The organism is Streptomyces albireticuli (genome assembly GCF_021228125.1).
Taxonomy (GTDB): Bacteria; Actinomycetota; Actinomycetes; order Streptomycetales; family Streptomycetaceae; genus Streptomyces; species Streptomyces albireticuli.
Map to the genome: position 1 here is coordinate 52780 of NZ_JAJQQS010000013.1, position 25456 is coordinate 78235.

At 72.4% G+C, this 25456-nt stretch carries 22 protein-coding genes; 11 read left to right on the plus strand and 11 right to left on the minus strand.

Annotation, left to right across the window (positions count from 1 at the left end):
* Position 1 precedes the first annotated feature (1 nt).
* Positions 2 to 472, minus strand: coding sequence for a pyridoxamine 5'-phosphate oxidase family protein (locus LUZ64_RS22955; protein WP_232390331.1), 471 nt, complete (start codon positions 470 to 472; stop codon positions 2 to 4).
* 456 nt (positions 473 to 928) lie between these two features.
* Positions 929 to 2017 carry an amidinotransferase gene (locus LUZ64_RS22960; protein WP_211304963.1) on the minus strand — a complete coding sequence of 363 codons (1089 nt, stop codon included), beginning with the start codon at positions 2015 to 2017 and terminating at the stop codon, positions 929 to 931.
* Between the two features lie 491 nt (positions 2018 to 2508).
* Between LUZ64_RS22960 and LUZ64_RS22965 the strand changes: the two genes are divergently transcribed.
* Together LUZ64_RS22965 and LUZ64_RS22970 are read left to right on the plus strand one after the other, a co-directional pair.
* Complete coding sequence (locus LUZ64_RS22965) at positions 2509 to 3015, plus strand: PepSY domain-containing protein (RefSeq protein WP_095579966.1); 507 nt, start codon at positions 2509 to 2511, stop codon at positions 3013 to 3015.
* Between the two features lie 113 nt (positions 3016 to 3128).
* Positions 3129 to 3578, plus strand: coding sequence for a PepSY domain-containing protein (locus LUZ64_RS22970; RefSeq protein WP_095579964.1), 450 nt, complete (start codon positions 3129 to 3131; stop codon positions 3576 to 3578).
* 138 nt (positions 3579 to 3716) lie between these two features.
* Here the strand turns inward: LUZ64_RS22970 and LUZ64_RS22975 are convergent, their stop codons facing one another.
* From LUZ64_RS22975 to LUZ64_RS22985, 3 genes are all read right to left on the minus strand, one after another.
* Positions 3717 to 4472 (minus strand): PE-PPE domain-containing protein, encoded by a 756-nt coding sequence (locus tag LUZ64_RS22975; protein ID WP_095579962.1) that lies wholly within the window; start codon positions 4470 to 4472, stop codon positions 3717 to 3719.
* Between the two features lie 154 nt (positions 4473 to 4626).
* Positions 4627 to 5340 (minus strand): DUF6585 family protein, encoded by a 714-nt coding sequence (locus tag LUZ64_RS22980; RefSeq protein ID WP_095579960.1) that lies wholly within the window; start codon positions 5338 to 5340, stop codon positions 4627 to 4629.
* The gene (locus LUZ64_RS22985; protein ID WP_095579958.1) at positions 5337 to 6407 is read right to left on the minus strand and encodes an AfsR/SARP family transcriptional regulator; all 1071 of its coding nucleotides are present in this window, start codon (positions 6405 to 6407) and stop codon (positions 5337 to 5339) included. The genes LUZ64_RS22980 and LUZ64_RS22985 overlap by 4 nt, the downstream gene beginning before the upstream one ends.
* A 214-nt stretch (positions 6408 to 6621) precedes the next feature.
* Here LUZ64_RS22985 and LUZ64_RS22990 point away from each other — a divergent pair, with 214 nt between their 5' ends.
* The gene (locus LUZ64_RS22990; RefSeq protein ID WP_232390332.1) at positions 6622 to 9066 is read left to right on the plus strand and encodes a helix-turn-helix domain-containing protein; all 2445 of its coding nucleotides are present in this window, start codon (positions 6622 to 6624) and stop codon (positions 9064 to 9066) included.
* Between the two features lie 86 nt (positions 9067 to 9152).
* Here the strand turns inward: LUZ64_RS22990 and LUZ64_RS22995 are convergent, their stop codons facing one another.
* The 3 genes from LUZ64_RS22995 to LUZ64_RS23005 are packed head-to-tail and all read right to left on the minus strand — an operon-like array spanning position 9153 to position 11560.
* Complete coding sequence (locus LUZ64_RS22995) at positions 9153 to 10385, minus strand: beta-ketoacyl-[acyl-carrier-protein] synthase family protein (protein ID WP_095579954.1); 1233 nt, start codon at positions 10383 to 10385, stop codon at positions 9153 to 9155.
* Positions 10382 to 10651 carry an acyl carrier protein gene (locus LUZ64_RS23000; RefSeq protein ID WP_095579952.1) on the minus strand — a complete coding sequence of 90 codons (270 nt, stop codon included), beginning with the start codon at positions 10649 to 10651 and terminating at the stop codon, positions 10382 to 10384. The genes LUZ64_RS22995 and LUZ64_RS23000 overlap by 4 nt, the downstream gene beginning before the upstream one ends.
* A 24-nt stretch (positions 10652 to 10675) precedes the next feature.
* Entirely contained in the window at positions 10676 to 11560 is an 885-nt protein-coding gene (locus LUZ64_RS23005; protein ID WP_107426583.1) for a class I SAM-dependent methyltransferase, read from the minus strand.
* A gap of 293 nt (positions 11561 to 11853) precedes the next feature.
* Between LUZ64_RS23005 and LUZ64_RS23010 the strand changes: the two genes are divergently transcribed.
* From LUZ64_RS23010 to LUZ64_RS23045, 8 genes are all read left to right on the plus strand, one after another.
* Positions 11854 to 13197 (plus strand): condensation domain-containing protein, encoded by a 1344-nt coding sequence (locus LUZ64_RS23010; RefSeq protein WP_095579950.1) that lies wholly within the window; start codon positions 11854 to 11856, stop codon positions 13195 to 13197.
* 52 nt (positions 13198 to 13249) lie between these two features.
* Positions 13250 to 14599 carry a condensation domain-containing protein gene (locus LUZ64_RS23015; protein ID WP_095579948.1) on the plus strand — a complete coding sequence of 450 codons (1350 nt, stop codon included), beginning with the start codon at positions 13250 to 13252 and terminating at the stop codon, positions 14597 to 14599.
* A gap of 198 nt (positions 14600 to 14797) precedes the next feature.
* Complete coding sequence (gene helR, locus LUZ64_RS23020) at positions 14798 to 16951, plus strand: RNA polymerase recycling motor ATPase HelR (RefSeq protein WP_095579946.1); 2154 nt, start codon at positions 14798 to 14800, stop codon at positions 16949 to 16951.
* A gap of 293 nt (positions 16952 to 17244) precedes the next feature.
* The gene (locus tag LUZ64_RS23025; protein ID WP_211304947.1) at positions 17245 to 17727 is read left to right on the plus strand and encodes a hypothetical protein; all 483 of its coding nucleotides are present in this window, start codon (positions 17245 to 17247) and stop codon (positions 17725 to 17727) included.
* Between the two features lie 184 nt (positions 17728 to 17911).
* Positions 17912 to 18556 (plus strand): hypothetical protein, encoded by a 645-nt coding sequence (locus tag LUZ64_RS23030; protein ID WP_232390333.1) that lies wholly within the window; start codon positions 17912 to 17914, stop codon positions 18554 to 18556.
* A complete protein-coding gene (locus LUZ64_RS23035) occupies positions 18546 to 19790 on the plus strand; it encodes an MAB_1171c family putative transporter (protein ID WP_232390334.1) in 1245 nt (414 codons plus the stop codon). The genes LUZ64_RS23030 and LUZ64_RS23035 overlap by 11 nt, the downstream gene beginning before the upstream one ends.
* Positions 19791 to 19876: 86 nt before the next feature.
* The gene (locus LUZ64_RS23040; protein WP_095579659.1) at positions 19877 to 20284 is read left to right on the plus strand and encodes a hypothetical protein; all 408 of its coding nucleotides are present in this window, start codon (positions 19877 to 19879) and stop codon (positions 20282 to 20284) included.
* 58 nt (positions 20285 to 20342) lie between these two features.
* The gene (locus LUZ64_RS23045; protein ID WP_095579660.1) at positions 20343 to 21068 is read left to right on the plus strand and encodes a tyrosine-protein phosphatase; all 726 of its coding nucleotides are present in this window, start codon (positions 20343 to 20345) and stop codon (positions 21066 to 21068) included.
* A 99-nt stretch (positions 21069 to 21167) separates the two neighbouring features.
* Here the strand turns inward: LUZ64_RS23045 and LUZ64_RS23050 are convergent, their stop codons facing one another.
* The 3 genes from LUZ64_RS23050 to LUZ64_RS23060 form a co-directional block, all read right to left on the minus strand.
* Positions 21168 to 21794, minus strand: coding sequence for a hypothetical protein (locus tag LUZ64_RS23050; protein WP_095579661.1), 627 nt, complete (start codon positions 21792 to 21794; stop codon positions 21168 to 21170).
* A gap of 85 nt (positions 21795 to 21879) precedes the next feature.
* The gene (locus tag LUZ64_RS23055; protein ID WP_095579662.1) at positions 21880 to 22500 is read right to left on the minus strand and encodes a DUF4232 domain-containing protein; all 621 of its coding nucleotides are present in this window, start codon (positions 22498 to 22500) and stop codon (positions 21880 to 21882) included.
* A 194-nt stretch (positions 22501 to 22694) separates the two neighbouring features.
* The gene (locus tag LUZ64_RS23060) at positions 22695 to 25433 is read right to left on the minus strand and encodes an AfsR/SARP family transcriptional regulator (RefSeq protein ID WP_232390335.1); all 2739 of its coding nucleotides are present in this window, start codon (positions 25431 to 25433) and stop codon (positions 22695 to 22697) included.
* Between the last annotated feature and the right edge of the window lie 23 nt (positions 25434 to 25456).

Consider the following 25456-nt stretch of genomic DNA (forward strand, 5'->3'; position numbering starts at 1 on the left):
CTCAGCTGCCGTCCTGACCGGCGCCCGCTTCGGCGAAGTCCGCCGCGAAGGCGGAGAAGTCGGCGCTGCGCCAGAGCCGCGGGCGCATACGGAAGACGATGTCGTCCTTCAGCTGGTCGGCGGTGGCCACCAGGTAGGCGCTCGCCTCCTCGGGGTCCAGGTAGCGCCGGGCCAGCGCCTCGCGCAGCGCCGGGTCGACCGTCTCCTCGATCGCCGTGACGGGGCCCTCGACGCTGACGTAGCGGTACGGCCGGCCCTCGTCCTGCACACAGAGGCTGAACCGGCCGGCGGCGCGCAGGAGTCGCGCCTTGATGGTCTCCCGGCCCATCTGGACGACGACGTCGCCGCCGGGCTCGTAGCCGTACCACACCGGCACGATCAGAGGCGCGCGGTCGCCGCCCCGGGAGTCGGTGACCCCCAGGACGCCGACGCGCGGTTCGGCGAGGAAGCGTTCGCGGTCGGGACTGGGCATGGAGGGCAGCATGTGCCGGGCTCCTGTCTGGTGGCTGGGACTGCGCGGCCGGAATGGTGCTGTTGCGGCGGCGCAGTCGTGTTGAGCAATCTTGAGAGCGAGTGATCAATCCCCGGGCGCTTATCGGCTAAACGCAAGATTTCGATGCTTTTGAGACGCTTCTCACCGGAATGCGGTCCCACGTGCACGTTCGGTGATCGCCGCAGGTAGGAGCGGTCATGAGGCCGGGGAAAGCGAGGCGGGCGCGCACCGCCGGATGATCACTCCCCTTTCGACCGTAAGGCGCCTCCCTTGCGCGCGCATGGCCGGATCGCGACGTTCGAGCCCGCCCATCCGGACGGACCACCGGTCATCCGCCTTCGGCGCGCACGTTGGCGCGAGGAAATCCGAGGGCCCCCTCCGCATCCGCCACAGCCCCCGCCCCGGCCCGCAGGGCCGGGGCGATCGGCGAAAGGGTCAGTCGAAATACGATTCGAGCGTCCCGCGGCGCCGGACGTCGAGCGTCGCGCAGTGGAACGAGCCGCCGAACGGCGCGTAGTGCAGCAGGTCGCACGGGATCGGCTCGAATCCCCACCTCTCGAGTGCGCGCAGCATGCCGGTGTGGTGCCGCTCCACGATCACCCGGCTGTCGCCGACCACGAGGACGTTCATACTGAGCCACTTCCCGCACATCGAGGTGATCCTGAGCAGACGCTCGTCCAGCGGTGTGGGCTCGGGGGCGACCAGGATTTCCCAGGAGCCCAGGATGCCGGGCAGGTGATCCACGTCGATGTATTCGGGATTGACCATCACCTTGCCCGGCGAGAGAGGCAGGAACGTCGTGTCGATGTGCATCGGTGTGCGGCAGCGGCTCTCGATCTCGTGGATCCGGTAACCGGGCCCGAGGTGGCGGCGCAGCCACTCGATTCCCATGCGATTGGTGACATTGCTTCGCGTGACGAACAGATCGCGCCCCGCCCGTACGAAATCCGCCGCGTCGAACACCGGCTCGAACTCGGTGAGGAGGTAACGCATGGGCTCGCCCGGTCCGGGGACACGGAAGTCCTTCTCGAACAGCGCGTCGGTGAGCTGTGGTTTCGGCGCCGCCGTCCAGCGCGCGCCGCGGCGGAAGTAATCCTTGAGGATTTCGCGGTAGGAGTGGGTCTCGAAGTACCGGCACGGCCATGCCATCGGGGTTTCGATGATCTCGTCGCCGATCACCAGCATGCTGTCACGCGGGCAGCTGTTGCAGAAGCCGCGCGACGTCCAGTCGGGCGTTCCGAACCGCCGCCTGTGGTCGACCGCTTCCGGGCGCCTGACCGTGACGCCGAGCGATTCCAGGAGGGCGACGAACTGTTCGAGTTCATGCCGCGCCCGCTCGATCAGCGCGCGCGGATACGGGAGGCCGGCGGCGAGCCCCTGGAGCCGCGCCGCCCACGGCGGGAGGTTGCAGGCCACGACGGGATGATCGGAAGGGATCGTCGCGCCGTCGACACGCCCGACGACGACCTCCTCCAACGGGTCCCACTCATTGTGGGAATTGACCGGCCGGGCGAGAGATTCCACGGCATGTGGAGTCGACGGCGTCGACGTCACGCGAATCGCCCGGCCCGCGCGGGAGCGGCGGCACGGCCACCCGGCACCGCATTCGAACCGCCGGGCCCTCGCATGACCAACATCCTCAACCGCTTTCGACGTAGAAGCCGGTAACGCAGTTTATCCAATTGCGAACGACAAGGATTGCCGTATCAGATGGTTCACCCATGTGGGTGTTTCCGTGCGGCGAATCCGACGACAGCTCACCGATTCCGCCGCGGGTTCGGCTTCCGCCCGTCAAGTGATGCGGGGTCAATCCTCCGATCCCCCGGGCAAGTCACGGGCGAATCACCGGGCGGACACACCTGCGCCGAAGCTTGATCGGTCCCGTGAGTTCCATAGGCTATTCATATTCCCCGCGAATACGATGATCCCCTCTCCCGGGGTGGGCGCGACGCACGCGTCGATACCCGTGGCAGCGGCCAGCCGCTGCCCACCGATAGTCGAGGAGAAAGAACGTGATGACTGTGAAGAACTCGTCCCGGCGCCGCGCGGCGGCCGCAGGCGTGATCACGGCGGCTCTGCTGGCGGCCGGGGCACCGGTGACGGCATGGGCCGCCACGGGCATCCACCAGCCGGTGGTGCCGGTCAGCGACAAGTCGGAGCACCACTCCGAGCACGGCTCGGACCACCACAAGGTGTCCATCCACGAGGCCGTCCACATCGCCGAGAAGGCCGTCCAGGGGCGGGTGACCGGCGCGGAGCTGGAGGAGGAGAAGCTCGGCACGAAGGAGAAGCGCACCGTGTGGACGGTGGAGGTCGAGTGCGACGGCACCACCTACGAGGTGTGGGTCGACCCGCACAGCGGCAAGGTCCTGCGCGGCCCCACCGCGGAGAAGAAGAACCTCACCGTGGAGAAGAAGGTCGGCATCGTCGCGGAGAAGGTCTCGGAGAAGTCCGTGGAGAAGACTGCGGTGAAGGCCGCGGAGAAGGCTCCGGAGAAGGCTCCGGAGAAGAAGGACAAGTAGCCGCCCTCGCCTCCGTCGGCGGCCGGGACCACGGGTACGACGCCTCCGTGGCCCCGGCCGCCGGCTCGGCACGAACGGGAAAGCTCGGCACGAACAGGAAAGTCGGCGATTCGATGCAGTGGCACGACAGGCGGGGCGCCCGCACGGCGCACCGTACGAGCCGGTGGTGTGCGGCGGGGGCGGTCGCGGCCGCGATGCTGGTGCTGACCGGGTGCGGAGGCGACGGCGAGAAGGACAAGGACGACGTCACATCGCCCCCGGCCGCCACCTCGGCCTCACCCGGCGTGGCGAATACGGGCCCGAGCCCGAGCGGCCCGGCGCCGTCCGGGTCGCCGGCGGTGGACAAACAGCGCGCCGAACAAGCCGCCCTGAAGATGCTGCCCGGCGCCACGGTGGCCTCCAGCGACCTGGACACCGAGAACGGGCGCACCATCTGGGAAGTGCGGCTGAAGGACCCTCAGGGGACGGAACGGGAGGTGGACGTCGACGCCGCGACCGGTGAGGCCGTGCTGAGCGACGACATCGAGGAATCGCCCGGAGTGGAGGACAAGGCCCGCCCCTGAGGACCGCGCGCCGAGGGACGCACCGGCGCCCGGGGGCCGGCGACTTGGCCGCCCCCGGGCACTCCCCCGTGTGTCGCCGACCGGTCCGGCCGTCCCGGGACCGCGTGGGAGGGCGGGCGGGAACCGGGCCGGGGGCGGTCAGGAATCGAACCAGACGACTCCCTCGCCGCCGTCGTTGCCGAGGGTCTTCGCCATGATGTTGCCCTCCTGCGTGTACTTGGGGTGCTGGATCAGGAAGCCGCCGACGGACTTCACCGATGTCGCGTCGCACACGCCGTCGGTGCGGATGCAGAAGCGCTGCACCGGAATCCCGTCGAACTTCGCCGGGCCGGGGCCGGTGGAGGTGAATCCGAGGGCGCTCCAGCCCTGGGGCGTCCGGGCCCAGACGCCGGTGTCCGGCTGCATCGGGTCGGAGTAGAGCATGCCGTTCACCTGCGAGCGGGGGATGTCGGTGCCGCCGGCCGCGATCGTCTGGAGCACCTGGTCGGCGGCCTGGGCGCCCTGCGAGTAGCCGACGATCGTGAGGCGGGCGCCGGGGTCGCGGCGGTGGGTGGCCTCGGCGGCGGCCAGCAGGTTGCGGTACCCCTGACGCACGCTGACGTCGTAGCTCGGCGCGCCCAGGTCCGGGAGGTTCCGGCCGTTGAGCCAGGGTCCGGCGCTCGCCGGGTAACACACCGGAACCGGGATGCCCCCGTTGAGATGCTTGTTGGCGAAGGTGTAGCTGCTGGTGCAGTCGGGTGCGGGCGCCGCCGAGCCCGTACCGCCGAGCTCCAGGTAGTAATGGCGCACCGGATCGGCCTGGGCGGCGGTGGGCGCGACGGCCGTGGCGGCCGTCATGGCCGCCACCGCGCCGGCGGCGGCGATCGCCCTCTTCCATCTACGGGTCAGGGCCATCTCTCTGGTCCTCCTCGAGTCGATGCGGCAGGCAACTGCCGGGATTCGACGTTAGGCACGGCCGTTGACATCGCGATGAAACGACCGTCGGACCCGCTTCCGGACTGCCGGACTCCGCCCTGGGCCGGTCGGGTCCGCACCGGGCCCCCGCGGGTCAACGCCCGCCGTCCGGTCCGAGCCGCTCGACGAGCGCCCGGAGCACGAAGTGGTCGGGGATTCCCGCCGCCTTGGAGCCCAGCCCGTGCCACGTCCCGTCGATGTCGAGCTCGACCGCTCCGTCCCGGGCCCGGACGCGCCGGACCCGCGACCACGTCGCGCGGACCTCCCCGTAGCCGACCTCCTCCCTGGTCAGCCACACGTCGCCGAAGGTCAGCCGCTCGCCCTGGTCGAGCGCGGCCAGCGCCCGAGGCAGCCGGGCGCGGACGACGCCCCGCTGGATCTCCGCCCACCATTCCGCCGCGTCGCCCCGCTCCGGTCCGCCGCGCAGCACGACCCGCCGTCCGCCGACGTCGGTGAGCGTGTGGGCGGTGCCGCCGCGAGCCGGTCCGTACGGGCGCGGGGGGCTCGTACGGACCTGGGTGGTGTCGTAGCGGATGACGTGGATCCGCCCCTTGGCGGCGACCGTCATCCCGTGCTCGTACAGGTCCAGTCGCGCGATGTCGTACCCGCTGACCGCCGACGGCCCGGCGTACCGGACGAGCGTCAGCAGGCAGCGGACCGCCCGGACCCGCACGGTGTTCGCGTGAACCGTACGCGCCGCTCCCGTGTACGTGGCGCGCCGTCTGCCCAGGTGCTCCCGGCCGGCCGCCGCCGAGATCCTCGCCAGCAGCAGTTCCTCACCGGGCGTGCGCGGTGCCCGTCCCGTCACCGCGCGGTTCCGGTGAGGCCGAGGCAGGCTTCGTCCCCGCGCAGGATCAGCTGGTGCGTCCGTCGCAGTATCCGGCCCGGTGAGACCCCGAGGTCGTCGGCCAGCAGGCGGCGGGTGCGGTCGAACACCGCCAGCGCGTCGGCCTGCCGGCCGCTGAGGCAGAGCGCGCGCATCAGCATCGCGGCGGCCGTCTCGTTCAGCGGCTGTGCCACGGTCAGGGCCGACAGCTCGTCGATGACTTCGGAGTGCCGGCCCAGCCGCAGCTGCCAGCCGAGCTTGCGCTGTACGAGGACGGTCCTGCGCTCGGTGAGCCGCAGCCGCTCCAGTTCGGCGAAGGGTCCGGGCTGACCCGCCAGCGGCTCACCGCGGAACAGGTCCAGCGCCCGGGAGGAGGCACGGACCGCCTCGTCCAGCTCCCCCGCCCGTTCGGCCGCACCGGCCTCGGTGACCAGTTCCTCCATGCGTGCCACGTCCACGGCGACCGCGCCGGGGAGCAGCCGGTAGCCGCACTGATCGCGCTCGATGGCCGAGTGCGGGCCGTCCCCCACGCTGAGGATCTTGCGCAGCCGGTAGATGTACACCGGGACCACGTTCGTGTTCGGCGGTTCCTCCCCCCATACCCCGTCGAGGAGTTCCTGCCGGCTGACCGTGCGGCCGGGGCAGAGCGCCAGCACCGTCAGCACGGCTTGCTGGCGCATGTGCCCCAGGTCCAGGGGGTGCCCGTCGCGCCGTGCCGTCAGCGGTCCGAGTACCGAGATCTCCCATCGCGGTCCGGGCCGGCGGCGGGTCGCCGTCCGCCGCACCGGGCCCGTCGTCTGTCTGCGGGGGCCGCGGCCGGGGGCGACCAGGCCGCAGTCGAAGGCGTGGACGATGACGGCGGCGCGGTCACGCAGGCCGAGCTGGGCGAGGATCCGGGCGAGGTGTCCGGCCACCGCGTCCTCGGGTATGGCGAGGGCGGCGGCGATCTCGTCGTCCCTCAGGCCGCAGCCGACCGCGTAGAGCACCTCGCGCTCCCGCTGCCCGAGCGTGGTGACGGCCGGCCGGCCGGTGGTCGTGGTGATCGGCATCGTGGCTCCCCTGGCTCCGGGCCGCTTCCCGCGGCGCGTGCCGTCGAGGCTGGTCCCGGCGCGGGAAAACGGACAGGCCAGGGGTACCGGCCGTATCCGGCCGGTGGTCGCGCTAGATTCCCCACCTGGAAAAACACCATATCCGAGCGGGAGGCCGTTACCTGTGGCCAGTGAGTTCAGCACGCTGTTACGGCGGCTGCGGCACAACGCGGGAATGACCCAGGAGACCTTGGCGGAGCGCGCGGGCGTGGGTGTGCGCACCGTCCGCGGGCTGGAGACCGGTGAGCGCGCCGACCCCAGGGTGACCACGGTGCGGCTGCTGGCCGACGCGCTCGGGCTGAAACCGGCCGAGCGCGAAGACCTGTTGGCGGCGGCCGTCCACCGGGGCGGGCACACGGTGCGGCAGGAGGACCCGGCCGAGCACGCGGTGCGGCCGGACGATCCGCCCGGGCACACGATCCGGCCCGACGGCCCGGCCGGGCGCGCGCCCACGCCTGACGATCCGCCCGGGCACGCGACCCGGCCGGGCGACGCGGCCGACGGAGGAGACGCGGGCGATCCGGCCGGCCGCGCCGGACCGGCCTCCGGGCCGCCCGCTTCGGTGTTGCACGACACCCTGGCGGGCGTGGCCGAGCAACTCGCCCACGCGGTGGCCGCGCGCTGGCAGCGCGAGGAGGAGCAGCGGCAGGTGCACGATCCGTACCCGCTGCCGGTGCACTGGCGGCCGGCTCCCGAGGAGCTCACCGATCACTGGGCCAACATCCGGCGCCTGCCGGCCGGGGGTACGCACGGGCCGCTGGACCTCAGCGGGCGCCTGGACGAGATAGCGGGCGTGTACCGGCGGATACCCTCCGGGCGGCTGGTGGTGCTGGGCCGGCCCGGTTCCGGGAAGACGATCCTCACCATGCGGTTCGTCCTGGATTATCTGAAGTCGAGGGCACGTGCCGAGCCCGTACCCGTGATCTTCAGCATCGGCGCGTGGGATCCCACCGCCGTGACGTTCCGGGACTGGCTGACCGCGCAGCTGACCCGCGACCATCCCGGTCTCGCCGCCCCGGGGCCCGGCGGGCAGAGCCTGGCCGCCGCGCTGGTGGAGTCCGGCCGGATACTTCCCGTCCTGGACGGTTTCGACGAGATCGCCGACGGTCTGAACCGTCCCGCGCTGGAGGCGCTCAACGCCACCACCCTGCCGCTGCTGCTGACGAGCCGTCCGTCCGAGTACGCGGCGGCGGTGGCGGAGACCGACGTGCTCACGTCCGCGGCCGCGGTGGATCTGACCGATCTCACCCTGGGCGATCTGGCCGACTACCTGCCGCGCACCACGCGCAAGGCCCGCGGCGGGGACCCGGCGACGAGCGCGTGGGACCCCGTACTGAGCGAACTGCGCGAGCGGCCGCACGGCCCGGGCGGTGCCCACCTCGCCGCGGTGCTGACCACCCCGCTGATGGTCACGCTCGCCCGCGCCGTCTACAGCGACACTCCCGGCCGCGACCCGGCCTCGCTCCTGGACACCCGGCGCTTCGAGGGCCCCGAGGAGCTGGAGAACCACCTCCTCGACAACTTCATCACCACCGCCTACCGCCTCCGGCCGGGGCACCACCCGGCCGGCGGGTCGCGCCGCGGCTTCGAGCCGGAACGCGCCCGGTACTGGCTCGGCTACCTCGCCCACCACCTGGCCCGGCTCGACACTCCCAATCTGGAGTGGTGGCGGTTCGGCTCGGGGCTGCGCCGCTCCACCCGCACGCTGGTGATCGCGTGGGTGATCTGTCTGACCATCGGGTTCGTCGACTGCGCCGTCGGCGTGCTCTTCAGCCCGCTCGGGTTCCAGCTCGCGGACGGCCTGATGGTGGGGTTCCTCTCCGGGCTCACCCTCGGGGTCGCGTACTGGTTCATGGTCGCGGCCAAGGACGTGACGGTGCCACCGGCCAACGTGGGCATGAAGATGTTCGGCAGGGCGCGGAAGGCCGCGCGGGGCACCGCCGGCCGCTTCCTGATCGGATCGCTGTTCGGTCTCGTCTTCGGCTGCGGCTACGGCTTCATGCAAGGAGTGCTCGTCGGCTTCCTCCGCCGCGTCGGGCTCCCGGCCGCCTTGCAGATCGGTCTCGACAACAGCACCCTCTACGGGGTCGTGTTCGCGCTGGGAGCCGGCCCCACCCTCGTGCTCCTGGTCCTTCTCGAAACCCCCCTCGACATCCGGTCCGCCGTCAATCCGGTCAGTCTGCTGCGCACGAACCGCCGGACGGTCCTCGCCCAGTTCATCGTCTGGGCGACCGTCTTCGGAGTCCTGGTCGGCGTCGCGTCCGGGCTGGCGATCCGGCCCATGTCGGCGTTGCTGGGCCCGCTCGTGTGGGACGTCACGGCCTCGACCAAGCTCGGCGTCATCAGCGGGCTCGGCGGCGCGCTCGGTTATGTGCTCGGTCTGACCGCCTGGGGGCAGTGGATGGTCTTCGCCCGGATCTGGCTGCCGCTGACCGGCCGGCTGCCCTGGGCCGTCGTCGCCTTCCTCGAGGACGCCTACCGGCGGGGCGTGCTCCGTCAGGCGGGCGCGGTCTACCAGTTCCGCCACGCCCGCCTCCAGGACCATCTCGCCCGTACCTACCGGGAGTCCCTCGCTCCCCGGGAGCCGACCGGGCCACGGGACGCCGCGCCCGTCCGCTGAGGGCGGCCCCCGCCGCGCCGCGCCGGGACCCCGGAGGTACGTCCCGGAGCGGCGCGGCGGGGCCGGTCAGATCGGGTCAGGTCAGGTCAGGCGGACCCGAACACGACCGCCGAGTTCTGGCCGCCGAACCCGAAGTTCTGCTTGACGGCGACGTTGATCGCGGCGGGTCGTCCCACGACCGGGGTGTAGTCCAGGTCGCAGCCGGGGTCGGGGTTCTCCAGGTTCGCGGTGGGCGGCACGTACTTCTCGCGCATGGCGAGCAGCACGCCGACGCTCTCCAGCACCCCGCACGCTCCGCAGGAGTGCCCGATGACCGATTTGGGCGCCGTGATGGCCACGCGCCGGGCGTGGGGGCCGAAGGCGAGCTTGATGGCCTCGGTTTCGGCCAGGTCGTTGAGCGGTGTCGAGGTTCCGTGCGCGCTCACGAGGTCGACGGCGGCGGTGTCGAGGCCGGCGTCGGCGCAGGCCAGCTCGATCGTCCTGGCCGCCACGGAGCCGTCCGCCCGGGGGGCCAGGGGGTGGTGGGCGTCGCAGGTGGACGCGGCGCCGAGCACCTCGCCGTACACGGTCGCGCCACGGCGCAGCGCCGACCGCTCGGACTCCAGCACGAGCACGGCGGCCCCTTCCGCCGGAACCATGCCGTCGCGGTCGCGGTCGAACGGCCGCGACGCGCTCGCCGCCTCGGCCGCGGGGCGCTGGGAGAGCGCGTCCAGCAGGGAGAACGACGCCAGGCACGGCAGGTCCAGCCAGCTCTCCACGCCGCCGACGAGGACCACGTCGGCGGTGCCGTCGCGCACCGCGCGCATTCCGGCTCCGATGGCGTCCGTCGAGGACGCGCAGGCGGTCGAGAGCGTGAGCACCGGGCCGGTGACGCCCAGTTCCTGGGCGACGAGTCCGGCGGCCTGGTTGGGCAGCAGGCGGAGCAGACCGAGCCGGTTCATCCGCGACCACCCGTCCCGGCGCAGTACGGTCACGAGCCGTGCGGTCTCGTCGAGTCCTCCGCCGCCGGTGCCGACGTACAGCGCTCCCGGGGGCGTACGCAGTCCCGCGTCCGCCCGTGCCTTGGCCGCGGCGGCGAACAGGAGTTGCTGGAAGCGCGAGGTGCGGCGGACCTGCTGGGCGGACATGTGGTCCCGGGGGTCGAAGTCCTTGACCACGCCGCCGACCCGGCACGGCAGGGGCTCCTCCAGTTCCAGGGGCGAGATCGCGGGCCGGCCCGCCGACAGGGCGGCCCACAGCTCGTCCGGTGTGCCGCCCGCGCACGACTCGACGCCGATGCCGGTCACCAGCACGCGGTTGCGCGCCGCCGTGAATATCACCGTGTCCCCGACATGGCGTCGACCACGTCCCCGACCGTATGGAGGTCGGCGATCCTGATGCTGGTGTCCGCCAGCCGGACCCCGAATTCCTGCTCCAGCACGGCGATGAGTTCGAGTGCCTCCATGGAATCGAGTCCCAGTACCGGCTGGTCGGGGTCGGCCGCGTAGAAGATGGCGGCGTCGCGGGATATCGCCGCCGGGTATTCACCCAGGTCCGGCCGGATACCCATGATGGCCCGGGTGACCACGTTCATTGCCTCGGTCATGGCGCATTCCTCTCGTGGGGTTTTCTATGGCCGGACGGCGGAGGACCGGACGGTGGAAGACCGGACGGCGGAAGACCGGACGGCGGAGAAGTAGACGCAGCGCCGGGTGATCGTGAAGGGGGCGCGCTCGTATTGGCTTTCCAGCGCCTCGGTGAGGAGTTCCGCGGCGACGCGCCGGTCGATCCCGGGCAACGCGGCGGCGGCGAACATCGGTGTCGCGCACAGGGCGGCGAGGAAGCGCCGGCCGAGGGTGAACTCCCGTTCCGTGGTGACGACTCCCGTGAAGCCGCCCGCGTCGAGGGCGGTCCGGTAGTCCCCGGCGCTCCGGCGCAGCCCCGGCGGCCGGCCCGCGGCCGACCTGGCGAGCGGCAGCCCCCGCGTCCGGGCGACGCGGCGTGCGGTGCCGACCAGCTCGGCGTACAGCGGCAGGTCGGCCGTGGTCTCCGCGCCCGAGTAGAACGCCGAGTTGAAGACCAGGCGTCCGCCGCCGGTGAGGACCCGTCCGATCGCGTCGAGCGCCTCGCCGAGGTCGGGGACGAGGTGGATGCAGTTGGCCAGCACCACCGTGTCGAAGGAGTCCGGTGGGAACAGCCGGGAGACGGAGGCCGCGTCGCCCACGACGAAGCGGGCCCGGTCGCCCAGGCGGGCCCGCGCCGCGTCGAGCAGGGACGGCTCGGGGTCGGCGCCGACCAGGGAGAGGGACGGGTCGCGCAGCAGCAGCTGCTCGCTGACGGCTCCGTCCCCGCACCCCAGATCGAGGACGGACGGTCCGGAGCCGGCCGGGACCAGGTCGAGCAGCGCGCGGTTCAATTCGGCGTATTCCGGGTCGCGGCGCAGCGCGGCATAGTCCGTGGAAGGTTCCGCGTCGGCTGCTGCCCGGGGTGTTTCGCTTTCTGTCCGTGCGTTCATCAATTGACCCTCCGTCGGCTGCGGTCGATGAATCGGAGCAGCGCGGAATGAATGACGGGCGCCGAAGCTACCAGCGCGGCAGGAGGGCAACAAGAGGCTTTCTTGAGGTGTCGGCGCGCGGAAGGACGTGACCAGCGAACACCCTTCCGCTTCATCTTCGTTTCATCGCGGTTTCATCACGGGCGGTTAGCTTCGGCGGCCCGCACCGAGGCGTCATAAGGAGAGCATCGTGATGAGGGTCCGAGGCCGGCGCCGCACATTTCCTGATCGGTGAGACATTGGAATTCACAGAATTGGGCGACAGCGCCGTTCCCGACGGCCGGCTGGTGTTCTGGACACCCACCGCCTCGGCCCCGGCCTGGGCGGACGACCCGCGGGCACCCGCGCTCGTCCACGAGGACCATGTGCGTGCCGCGGCGTCGCGGGGGGCGCGGTGCGTGGATCCGGCGTGGATCGGGGTGTCGTTCGGGGTGGGCCGGGTCGGCCCGCGCCAGGTCGGCTCGGCGTTGTCGGCCTGGCTGCGCGGGCACGAGCACCTGCGCAGCAGGCTGGTGACGTACGGCGAGCGCTGTGCGCGCCGTACGCTCCCCGCGAGCGCTGTCACGCTGCGGCGCGAGGACGTGGGCGTGTTCGCCGACGGTCGCGCGGTCCGGCGGCAGATCGAGGCGTTCTTCGACCGCGGTACGGGCCCGCTGGGCTGGCCGCAGGTGGTCTTCGCGACGGTCGAGGGGGTGGCCGGGGTGACGGTGTTCGCGGGTGCGGACCACGGTGTCGTGGACGCCTATACGCTCGCCATGATCCCCGGGGAGGTCCGCGACGTCCTGAGGGGCGAAGGAGCGGTGACGCGCGGGCCGACCTTCCTGGACGTCGGGGCCGAGGAGCGGGTCCTCACCGACCGGGCCCCGGCGGGACCCGAGCACGCGGACCACTGGCGGTCGCTGCTGCGCCGAGCCCACGGCCGGACGCCCGCCTTCCCCCTGCCGCTCGGCGCGTCCGAGGAGCCGCTGCCGCAGCGCAGCGCCTACCACCGGCTTCTCGACGGGCCGGCGGCCGCCCGGTTCGCGGCCGCGTCGGGCGCGGCCGGAGGCACCACGGCCTCGGGGCTGCTCGCCTGTCTCGCGCTCGCCGCCGCGAAGGTCGCGGGCGAGCGGCAGCTTTCCGTCATCAGTCTGGCCAACACCCGGCTCGACCACTGGCGAGCGGTGCCGGGCTGGCTCGTCGGGCTGCACCCGGTGCGGATCCCGACGGCTCCCGGGGCGGCCTTCGCCGACACCGTCGCCCTCGCCACCGCCGAGCTGCGCCGCCGCGGGCCGGGGCCGGGCAGTTCGCTGCCCCACATCAACCGGCTGCTGCGCAGGGAGATCCGCCCCCGGTTCGTCGTGTCCTATCTCGACGTGCGCCGGGTGGCCGGCACCCCGCCGCGGCCCGACGACGTCATGCTGCGCAGCCGTGTACACGGCCGGCCCGCGGTGTACCTGTGGCTGACCAGAGGGGAACGCGGCGTGCACCTGTCGGCGCGCTTCCCCGACACGGCCGTGGCACGTACGAACGTCGAACGCTTTGTGACGGCCGCGGCGCGGGCCGCCGCCCGCGTCGCGGACGCCCACCGGGCCGGAGCCGTCCCCGCATCCGCCTGACCGACCGGCCGATCGGCTGATCGACCGATGGGAGGAGACCCCCACCGTGCACATGACCCAGATCCTCGACTGGCGCCCCGAGCCCGGCGAAGTGGTCGAATTCGAGCTGACCACCGACCGGGTGCCCGAACCGCACGACGTACCCGCGTCGCATTTCCAGCGCGTGCACCTGCGGCTGGCGGCCGACCACCGCGCGAGCGGGCGACGGCAGTCGCCCTGGGCCGGTGTGAAGTTCGACCTGCCGGGCCGGGCCGATCTCGACGCGCTCACCGCCGCGTGGCAGGGGCTCGTACGCCGCCACGAGGCGTTCCACACCTGGTACGAGCCGGACGCCGACGGTCTGCCCGGCTTCCGTCTGCCACCCGGTTCCCTCACGGTGCGGCCGTCGCGCGTCGGCGACTTCACGGACCCGGCCGGCCTGCGCGCCTACCTGCACCGGAGGATCGACGAGCAGACCGCGGTGAGCTGGCCGGGGCTGACGGCCGGGGTGATCCGGCGGGACACGTCTTCCACGGTGTACTTCGCGGTCGACCATGCCTATACCGACGGGCACTCCCTGGCGCTGCTCTTCGACGAGATCCGCACCCGCTACCAGGCGGCCCTCGGCGGTGCCCCGGCCGGCCTGGCGCCGGCGCCCGGCTACCTGGACTGCAACCTCCGCGAGCGGGACCGCTCCGCGTCGCTGACGACGGCCGCGCCGGAGCTCGCCGTGTGGTCGGAGTTCCTGGCGGCGGGGGGCGGCGGCTTCCCCGACTTCCCGGTCGGGGTGGGCAACGACGCCGACGAACTGCTGCCCGGCACGCGCGTCCGGTATCCGGTGCTCACGGGTGACCAGGCGCGCGCGTTCCGCGCCTATTGCGCCCGGCACGGCGGTGGTTTCGGCGCGGGCGCCTTCGCCGCACTGGCCCTCGCGCAGCGGGAGTTCACCGGCAACGACGTCTACCGCGTCCTCACCGTGGTGTCGACCAGGGCCTACCCCCAGCTGCTCCAGGTCCACGGCTGGCTCGTCAACTTCGTACCGCTCCTGTTCCGGCTGCCCGCCTCCCCCACCCTGCCCGACGCGATCGCCGCCGCCCAGCAGGGCTTCCAGCGCGCCCGTGCCGGATACGACGTACCGATGTACCGGGCGATCGAGCTCCTGGGCGGCGACGTCCCTTCCATCCCGCCCATGGTCTCCTACCTGGACGGCCGCTCCGCGCCCGGCTCACGCGACTACCTCGGCGCGGACGCGACCGTACTGGCGGGCCCCGACAACGCCCGGGGCGTATCCCTGTGGATCAACTGGTTTCCCGACCGGGCGGACCTGGTGGTCAATATGCCGGACACGGCGGAGGCGGCGGCGGGGGTGCCGAAGTATGTGGACCGGGTCAGAGAGATCATGCTTGCCCGGAGCGGGCGATGAGGGCAGGAGGAATACCCACTCCTTGCCACTCTTAATGTATAGCGCACCAGGGGGCTTGCGGCAAGGCCCCGGTCGTGGGTCAGAATCACCGGCCTAGGCCAGAACTTGCCGAAATTGGAGAATCACTCAGTGCGTGAGTTGTTGTCGGTTCATGGGTCGTACGGTGACATCGAGTCGGCGGAGGGGAGCGCGCCGCGGGTGAGCGCGTTCGACCTGCCCGAGCACCTGTCCCCCAAGGCCGACCCGGCGCTGATCGATGCCGACGAGCGTCACTTCGCGGCCGTGTCGGAGACCCTTGAGGAAGCGATCGCCGAGCTGTCCGAGCGTCTCGAGGCCGCGCGCAAGGCGCCCGGCGGCATCGGCCGGGAGGCGATGGACCGGGACATGGAGATCCACCGCCTGACCGGCCGCCTGCGGACGCTGCGCCGTTTCGGTCTGGACCTGTGCCTGGGGCGCGTCGTCCCTGCGGACGGCTCCGAGCCCGCGTACATCGGGCGCCTCGGCCTCACTGACAGCACGGGACGCCGGCTCCTGCTCGACTGGCGCTCCCCCGCGGCCGAGCCGTTCTTCGCGGCGACCCACGCCGACCCGATGGGCATGGCGAGCCGCCGCCGTTACCGCTGGACCCGCGGCCGGATCAGCGACTACTGGGACGAGGTGTTCACCGCCGACGGGCTCGAGGGGCACGCCGCGCTCGACGACCAGTCCGCGTTCATCGCCAGTCTGGGCGGCAACCGGTCGGAGCGGATGCGCGACGTCCTCTCGACCATCCAGGCCGACCAGGACGCCGTCATCCGCGCGGGATCCCGCGGCGCCCTCGTCGTCGACGGCGGTCCGGGTACGGGCAAGACCGTCGTCGCGCTGCACCGCGCCGCCCACCTCCTCTACTCCGACCCCGGTCTCGGGCACCGCCGCGGCGGCGTGCTGTTCGTCGGCCCGAGCCGGCCCTACCTGGCCTACGTCGCCGATGTCCTGCCCAGCCTCGGCGAGGAGGGGGTGCAGACCTGCGTCCTGCGCGACCTCGTCGCCGAGGGAGCCGGAGCGGGCGTCGAGAGCGACCCGGAGGTGGCACGTCTGAAGGCGTCCGCGGACATGGTGAAGGCGATCGAACCGGCCGTCGCCCTCTACGAGGAGCCGCCCACGGAGGGGATGACGGTCTCGAGCCACTGGTCCGACGTCTGGCTGAGCGCCGCCGACTGGGCCTCGGCGTTCGCGGCCGTGGAACCGGGCACCCCGCACAACGAGGCGCGCGACCAGATCCTCGAGGAGCTGCTCACGATCCTCATGGACAAGCACGCGGAGGAGTACGAGGACGACGAGATCTCGCCCGAGCTGCTGCGCAGGTCGCTGCTCCGGAGCCGGGAGCTGATGGGGACCCTGAACCGCGCGTGGCCGATGCTGGAGCCGACCGACCTCGTCGGGGACCTGTGGTCGGTCCCCGCCTACCTGCGCAGGTGCGCTCCCCGGCTCGGTCCCGAGGACGTGCGCAAGCTCCAGCGCGCGGACGCCCACGCCTGGACGGTGTCCGACCTGCCGCTCCTGGACGCGGCACGGCAGCGGCTCGGCGACCCGGAGGCGTCCGTGCGCAAGCGCCGGCACGACGCCTCCGTCGCCGCGGAACGCGCGCGCAGGGCCGACGCCATCGACAGCCTGCTCCAGAACGTCGTGATCGACGAGAGCGAAGGCGCGGTGGGGATGCTGCACGGGCGGGACCTTCAGGACACCCTGATCGACGAGAGCGCGCTGCCGGGCGCCGAACCGGACCTGCTCGCCGGACCGTTCGCGCACATCATCGTGGACGAGGCCCAGGAACTGACGGACGCCGAATGGCAGATGCTGCTGCTCCGCTGCCCGTCGCGGAGCTTCACCGTCGTCGGTGACCGCGCCCAGACCAGGCGCGGGTTCACGGAGTCGTGGCGGGAACGGCTCGAGCGGGTCGGGCTCGACCGGATCACCGTGAGCTCCCTGAGCATCAACTACCGCACGCCGGAAGAGGTCATGGCGGAGGCCGAGCTCGTCATCCGCGACGCGCTCCCGGACGCCAATGTGCCGACCTCCATCCGTAGCAGCGGCATCCCCGTCGTCCACGGATCCGTCGGGGATCTGGACTCGGTCCTCGCCACGTGGCTCGCCGAGCACGCCGAGGGGATCGCCTGTGTCATCGGCGATCCCACGTTCCGGGAGACGTCCCGCGTCAGGTCGCTGACGCCGGAACTGTCGAAGGGGCTGGAGTTCGACCTGGTCGTGCTCGTCGACCCGGAGACGTTCGGCGAGGGCGTCGAAGGGGCCGTCGACCGCTATGTCGCGATGACCCGCGCCACCCAGCGACTCGTCATCCTCACGAGTTCCTGACACCGGTCATCCGCGTACCAGGACGCTGAAACCTTCCTGCCGGCTCCTGCCCGATCGCGATCGGGCAGGACCCGCCCGGCTTCCGGCGACGGTCGCGCTCTCGTCGCCGACGGTCGGCATGGACATCGCGCAGCCTCCGTGCCGGGATCCCAGCCCTTGAACACGGTGGCGGCCGCCTCTTTGGATCATGTAGTGACCGGTTCACAGGGAGGGGCTTGGCGGCCGGAGTTAGAATTCTGGGTGTCCCGGCGGACGGCCGCGGTGGGTTCCATCTCCGTGGGGAAGGACAACGGATGAGCAGTACCGAGTCGGCGCGCGAAGAGGTCGACAGGCCTCTGCTGCTGCAACTGGAGCGGCGGCTGAGACAGCTGATCGAGACGCTCTATCCCGACGAGCGCACCCGCCCGGGCTACGCCCGGCTGGCCAAGGAGATCCGCGAGAACACCGGCGGCGCCATCTCCGCCACGTATCTATGGGAGCTGGCCACCGGCAAGAAGCGCAATGTGACGCTGGAGCAGCTCGACATCCTCGCCCAGTTCTTCGGCGTCCCGCTGGAGTACTTCCTCAGCGACGAGGTCTGCGAACGCGTCAACACCCAGCTCGCCCTCGCCACCGCACTGCGCGACACCAAGATCCGCAACCTCGCGCTGCGCGCGGAAGGGCTCTCCTCGGCCAGCCTCGACGCCCTCCTCACCATGGTCACCGAAGCCCGAAAACTACAGAACCTCTCGAACATCGACGATCCGGACCACACCGTCCCCCGTCCCGGGGGCTGAACACCCGGGGCGGGGCGGGGCCCTTCGCCCCCGGTGCCGGCCCCGTCCGCCCGTACCACCGGCCGCCGCCGGGGGCCGAGGGCGGACGGGGCCGGCACCGCGCGAGGGGTTCACGGTCATCGCACGGTCGACGCACGGGGGTGCACGGTCGTTTCTTCCCTCCACGGCAGGCTATGGGAGACACATGATTACCAAGTACACCCAACTGCACCGGCGCTGCCAGGCCGTGCTGGACCAGCTGACGCTACCGCGCCCCTTCTCCATCGACGCCCTCTGCCGCGAACTCTCCCGCACCCGCGACCGCCCCCTCCACCTCCACGCCCTGCCCGACCAGGCCGCCGACGGCAACATCTGCGGACTCTGGCTCGCCACCCCCACCGACGACCACATCTTCTACGAACAACGCACCACACAAGTCCACCAAGAACACATCATCCTCCACGAGATCGGACACATGCTCTTCGACCACCACGGAATCCGCCCCACCACCCCACCACCCGGCATCCTCACGAGTACGGGCTCGAGAGCTCCCACCGGAGCGGGGACGAGATCTACCGCCGCCACGGAAGCGGGCGCCGAAGTCCGTGGCGAAGGCACGGCGGCCGAGGGGAACGCCGGCGTCCAGGCGCTGCTGCCCGACCTCAGCCCCCAGCTCATCCAAAGACTCCTCGGCCGCGCCAGCTACACCACCCGCCAGGAACAAGAAGCCGAGATGCTCGCCACCCTCCTCCGCCTCCGCGCCTCCACCCTCCCCGAGACCGGCACACCCCAGGGTGTGCTGGGACGTCTCGGCGCGGCTCTGGGAGCACCGGTCACCGATGTCCGCTGATCTCGCCACCGCCGGCCAGGAGCTCCAGTACGTCGGCACCGGCCTGCTCTGGCTCGCCGTCGCCCTGCGCGCCGGCCCCTCCCTGCGCTCACCCGAACGCCGAGGGCTGTGGCTCGCGGTCGCCACGGCCGCCGTGGCCATGACCCTCAACCTGCCCGAGGCGGCCCGCCTCGCCCAGCGGGTCACCGGCTCCGCCCACACCACCGCGCTCATCCGCAACCTCAGTGGGGTCCTGTCCGCCGGGGCCGTCCTCTACTTCGTCACCGCCACCACCGGCAGCCGCCGGCTCCGGAACCGCTTGTCCCTCGCCACGGCGGGCGCCCTCGCCGCTCTCGTCGTCCTCGATCTGGCCGCGCCGCCCCACCAGGAACACACGATCCCCCACAGCGGTGCCCCCGTCCCCTCCACCGCCTACTGGCTGGTGATGATCGCTAGTCATCTCGCCGCGAACATCTCGTGCGCCCACCTGTGCTGGCGCTACGGCAGGCAGGCGGACAGCCGTTCCCTGAAGATCGGTCTGAGCACCTTCGGTGCGGGCACCGCCTTCGCCGGGCTCTTCTGGACGGGCCACCTGGCCCATCTCCTGACCGGCACGGAAGCGCCCCTCCCCTACCTGCCGTTCCTCATGGCCCTCCACGCCATCCTGCGCGCGACCGCTCTGCTCACCCCCACCCTGGCCACCTCCCGTCAGACCCTTACGGACGTCACCACGATCTGGCGTCTTCATCCCCTTTGGCGCGACCTCATCGAAGCCGCTCCCCATGTCGCCTTCACCACGCCCCGTCCGCGCCTCCTCGAAGTCCTCAAGCCCCCGCTCCCCTACCACCTCCTCGCCTACCGCAAGATCATCGAGACCCACGACGCCATCCTGGCCCTCCACCCCCACACCCCGCCCGGCACACCGGGCATGACGGACGCCCCGGCCGGAGGGACCTGCCTCCACGCCGCCCCCGCCGGTACGGGCGGCGGTTGCACCGAATGCGCCGCCGTCTCCCTCGCCCGCGCCCTCACCCACGCGCGCCGCGCCAAACTCGCCGGACAGCCTCCCACCCCCCGCCCGGAGGCCCCGCACTCCACGCCGCCCACCACCCTCACCGCCGAGACCCGTTTCCTCCTGGCCCTCGCCCGCCACTACCGCGCGGGGACGCGCCCGGAGACGGGGGTCCGAGGTCCTGACGGGGAGTCCGGCACGACAGCGCAACCGGCCGGCCGGGACCGCGAATGCCTTGAGTGATCCGGCCGGAGACCCTCACCCTTACGGGTCACGGGCCGGAACGCCTCAATAGGCTGTGCCCTAAACCGAACCGGAAAGGGTGACGGATGGCCACATGGGGACTGGTCCTCGAAACGACCGTGGGAATGGGCGACCGCAAGCACGCCGAGGCATACGTCGTGGCACACGTGGACGGCACGCGCGAGGAGGCCCTGGCAGAGTTGGAGAGGCGGGCCCGGCGCTATGTACCCGAGCACCCGAGAAGCCCCAAGCGGCGGCGGCTCTTCCGGGAGAGCGACGGCTTCCTGCTGGTCATCGACGGCGCCTGGCAGTCCTACAGCGCACGCTTCACGATCGGGGAACTGCTGGACGACAGCGACGCGCCCGCGCCGGCCGTCCCGTACGAGGAGCCCGAGCCGGAGCCCGTGGAGGAAGTGCCGGTGCCGTCGGACGCGCGGTACGACGACGGTGTGCCGGTGAAACCGGCGTGGCTGGGTCGCACCGATCTGCCGTGACGGCCCGGCGGCCGTCCCCGCCGAGGGAATCCGGCCGACGGATGCCTAGAGTGTGCGGGTGAGACGACACATCGCATTCGAGCGCCTGCACAACTTCCGGGATCTGGGCGGCTATCGCGCCCAGGACGGCCGCACGCTGCGCTGGGGACGGCTGTACCGGTCCGACGCGCTTTCGAAGCTTCGGGGAGCCGACTGGGAGGCCTTCCGCGCCCTGGGCATACGCACCGTCATCGATCTGCGTTACCCATGGGAGATCGAGGCCAGGGGCCGGGTGCCCGAGGCCGACGGAATGGCCTACGTGAACCTCAGCGTGGAGCACCGCCCTTACGACCAGGCGGAGATCGACCCCGGTCTCGACCCGTGGCGGTTCCTCGCCGACCGCTACGCCGAGGTCGCCCTGGACGGCGCCGAGGAACTGCGGCAGGCGCTGGAGGTCATCGCGGCCGGGGACGGCCCGCAGGTCTTCCACTGCGCTTCCGGCAAGGACCGTACCGGTCTGTTGGCCGCCCTGGTGCTGTCACTCCTGGGCGTGGGCGTGGACGACATCGCCGAGGACTTCGCGCTCACCGAGCGGGCCACGGAGCGGCTGATCGCGGACTGGAAGGCCGCCCACCCGGGCCGGACCTTGACGTGGCCCGGCTACGGGCGGGCCCCGGAGGAGATCATCCGGCTGTTCCTGTCCGACCTCGCCGAGACCTACGGTTCCGTGCGCGACTACGCGGTCAAGCACGTGGGCGTGGACGAGGCCCTGATCGACCGGCTGCGCGACCGGCTCCTGGACTGAGGGGCCGCGACGGCGGGGCGGGGGACGTCCGGCGGTTAAGTCCCGACGGGCGGCCCCGTCCCCGCTACGGGCCGGGGCCGGCCGCCCCGGCCCGTAGGACTACTTGTCGGCCTTCGACGCCTGCTCGGCGACGGTGGCCGTGGCCCGCTTCCCGTCCTGGACCTGCTGGAGCCGCTTCAGCGTGGTGGCGAGCATGTCCTGGGTCCCGGTGGTGTCGCCCCCGGGGTAGTCGAACGTCACCCTGATGGTGACGACGCCGGAACGGCTGAAGCCGTAGACGTTGTCCTTGCTGAGCCCGGGGTTGACGACGAGGACGCTTTCGTCCCCCACCTTCTTCTTGAGGGCTTCTTCCTTGTCCGACTCCTTGCCCTTCCACTCCGTGTAGGAGCTCTTGGCGTTCTCAGGCGTGTCGAAGAGGCAGATGGACACCTGCATCATGTTGTTGGTCGAGCCCTTGTACATGTACGTGCCCTCGCTGCCGCGCACCCAGCCCTTGGGGGACTTGTCCTTGTCCGCGCAGTACTCGGCCTTGCTTATCTCGCCCTTGGCGCGGTACGGCTCCCAACCGGGGATCAGCTCGCCCACTCCCGGGACCGCCTGGGTGAGCTCGCCCTGTCCCAGCTGCTTCGTGATGGGCTTGGATTCCTCGTCCGAGCCGGAGGAGCAGGAGGTGAGGGCGAGGACGCCCAGGGCGGTGGCGAGAGCGGTGGTGCGCATGCGTGACATGCACACACCCTATCCAGTGGGTGGTCCGGCCGCTCACCCCGGAGATCGCCGCCGGAACACCCCCTGCCCGAGGACGGAGGACCGGTCAGAAGTCGTAGGGCTTGGCCGTGTTCCAGTTGGTGACGTCGGCGTCGGACCAGGTGAACTTCGAGGGGATGCCCTTGGCGTCGAAGGAGGTCAGCTCGCTCGCCGGGCCCGTGTCGCCCGTCAGGTCGCGCATGGCGATGCTGAAGTCCTCGGCGGTGCGGGTGGGCGCGCCGTCCGTGAAGAGGTTCACGGCCGAGTAGACCTTGCCGCCGGGCCGGACCGTGATGCGGGTCGTGCCACCGGGGGCGTCCTTGGCCGAGTGCGGCAGGACGTTCGCGGTGTCGCCCAGGATGACGGACGGGGACGACGTGACCCAGCACGGCTTCGAGTCCGCGTTCGTCGCCGTGATGAGCAGGTGCTCCCCGCGCTGCTTCGGGAAGCGGTGCAGGACGGAGTAGGACATCTCACCGCCGTCGCACGCGCGGGTGGCCGTGGGACCGGCGGCCGAGAAGGAGGCGGCGGCATGGGGCGCGGCGGACGTGCGGGGCGCCGGCCGGCTCCCCGCACCCGTGTCGGCCGGGCCGGCACTCGCGGGGCCGCCGAAGGCGGTCATGGCCAGCGTGACGGCGGCGGTGGCGGTGGCCGTCAGGGCCGCGGTGCGGGTTCGAGATGTACGCATAAGGCTGCTCTCCCATTGGCTGCGCTGTTCACGGCGGTGTTCTGCCGCGAGAGCCAGTCTGGAGAGGCCCGCTGCCGTTCCGCTCACGCGCGGCTCACGTCCCACCGACGCGGCCGCGGGCGACGGCGGCGGGGCGACGTTGGGACGCGGGGGTCATGAGACCCGTTCACCCGGCCGCGCGCGACGGCGCCCGGTCAGTGCCGTGCCATGAGACCTCTCGACGCCGCGTCGTGCCGCGCCCGGAACCCCTCGTCCGCCGACACCTTGAGCAGCGCCCTGAGCGCCCGTACCGCCCCGTCCTCGTAGCCGGACGACTCCGCCTCCCGTGCCGCCAGGTCGAGCCGCCGGATGCCCCCGTCCTCGTCCCCGAGCCCCAGCAGCGCCTCTCCCATGGTCGTGAGCAACAGCACCCGGGACACGGCCGCCGTTCCGGCGACCCCGTCGAAGGCGAGGGCCTCGGTGGCCGTGTCGAGGGCCGCGCGGTACTCCCCGGCCTGGAGACGGTGCTGCGCGAGATGCTGGAGGGCAAGTCGTTCGGTGGTCCGGTCGCGGGCACCACGCGCCAGCCCCGCCGCCCGTGCGCACCCCTCCGCGGCGCCGGCCGGGTCGCCGAGCGCCGCCTGCGCCAGGGACAGAGCGACCAGCGCGGTCGCCTCACCGCTCGGATCGCCCGCCCGGGCCGCGAGCGCGGGGGCGCCCTCCATACGGGTCAGCGCCGCCGTCGCGTGCCCTTCCGCCAGCAGCACCCAGCCGAGCACGGACCGCGCCCGCGCCTCTCCGCGCGGATCGGCGTCGGCGCGTGCCGCTTCGACCGCGGTCTCCAGGAGGGGGGCCCAGCCGTCCAGCACCCGCCACACGATCAGCGGCCACTGCGCCATGACGATCCGCCAGGTCCGGCCGTGCAGTCCGGCCGCGCGCGACGCGGCCGCCGCCAGCGCGAGGTCGTCCCGCTCGGCCGCGTACCAGGCGACGGCGTCGGCGCGGGTGGCGAACTCCCTTACGGCGGCGGGTGCATGGAAATCCGCCGGCATGGCGAAGCACGCCTCGTTGCCGGGCTCGGCCACGGCCGCGGCGGCGAGGGCGGTGGCGACGTAGTGATCGAGTACGCGCGGGAGGGCGTCGGGCCCGGCGTCCATGCCGCGCGCGTAGAGCCGTACGAGATCGTGCAGCACCCAGCGGCCGGGCGCGGTCTCCGTGACGAGGTGCGCGGTGTCCAGCCGTTCGAGGGCCGCCTCGGCGGTCGCCGGGTCCGTGCCCGCCAGGGCCGCCACCGCGTAGGTGTCGAAGTGCGCGCCGGGGTGGCGGCCGAGGTGGGCGAAGTGGTGGGAGACGTGCGTGGGGAGCTGTCGTGTGGTGAGGCGCAGCGCCGCCCGGACGCCGGTGTCCTCCACGTCCAGCAGGTTCAGCCGGCGCGTCGCGTCGGACAGTTCGGCGTTCATCGCGCTCAGCGTCCGGTCCGGCCGGTCGGCGAGCCTGGCGGCGGCCACCCGCAGCGCGAGCGGCAGTCCGCCGCAGAGCTCGGCCGTCCGTCGCGCGGCCTCCGGCTCCGCGCGCACGCGTTCCTCGCCGAGCACCCCGGCGAGGAGCGCCGTGCCGTCCTCCGGGCCGAGCACGTCCACGGGCACGGGCCGGGCGGCGTCGGTGGCGATCAGCCCGCGCAGCCGGTTCCTGCTGGTGACGACGGTGACGCAGCGGGGTCCGCCCGGCAGGAGCGACGCTACCTGCGCGGAGTCGCGCGCGTTGTCGAGCACGACGAGGAGCCGGCGGTCGGCGACGAGCGAGCGGAACAGCGCCGCCGCGCGGTTCGCCGACTCCGGTATCCGCCGTCGGTCGACGCCGAGCGCCGCGAGGAACTCGCGCAGCACCTCGATGACCGTCGGCTCGCCCGTGCCGCCGAAGCCGCGCAGGTCGGCGTAGAGCCGCCCGTCGGGGAACCCGGCCCGGCCCCGGTGCGCCCAGCGCACGACGAGAGCGGTCTTCCCGACCCCCGCGGGGCCGGTGACCAGGCAGACGGGTGCCTCGCCCGCGGCGGCCCGGGACAGGGCGGCGAGCTCGGCCGCCCGCCCGTGGAAGCCGCGCGGCGCGCGTGGCAGCAGGTCGGGCACTTCGGCGCCGGGGACGGCCGGTGGTGCGGGGTCGGGGGGCGGGGCGAGCGTGGTGGAGGCTCGGGACGGGGTCGCGGTGGGGTCGTCCGCCTCGCCGCGTAGAGCCGCGGTGTAAGCGTCCGTCAGTTCCCGGCCGGGGTCGACGCCCAGCTCGTCGGCGAGCAGTCGCCGGGTGCGGTGGAACCAGTCGAGCGCCTCCGGCCTGCGGCCCGCCTTCCGGAGCGCTTCCACGAGGGCCGCGGCCAGCGACTCGCGCAGGGGGTGGGCGGTCGCCTCCGCGCGCAGGACGGCGGCGGCCCGGGCGTGCTCGCCCAGCCGCGCGTACCCGTGGGCCAGTTGCTCCACCGAGGCGATCCGGAGGTCCTCCAACGCGTGCGCGGCGGCCTGGAGGGGCGGGCTCGGGTACGCGTCGGCAAGCGCGGGCCCCCGCCACAGGGACAGTGCTTCCCGGTACGTCGCCACCGCGTCGGCCGGGGCGCGCTGGTCGCGGGCCCGGGTCACCAGTTCCTCGAAGCGGTGGGCGTCCAGCAGGGTCTCCGGCATCCGCAGGGCGTAGGCCGCGCCCTGCGTGATCAGCTCGACACCGCACGACCGGGCGTCGACTCCGGCCAGCAGGGCCCGTAGCCTCGACACGTGGCCCTGGACGACTCCTCGGGCGCGTGCCGGCGGTTCGTGGTCCCACAGAGAGGCCGTCAGCCGCTCGACCGGGACGGGGCGGTTGGGGCTCAGCAGCAGCGCGGCGAGCAGGCTGCGCCGCTTGGCGGGGCCGAGCGGGAGGTCGCCGGCCCCGGTGACGGCCGACACCGCCCCGAGTATCCGGAATTCCATCGACCGAGCGCCTCCTAGCAGCA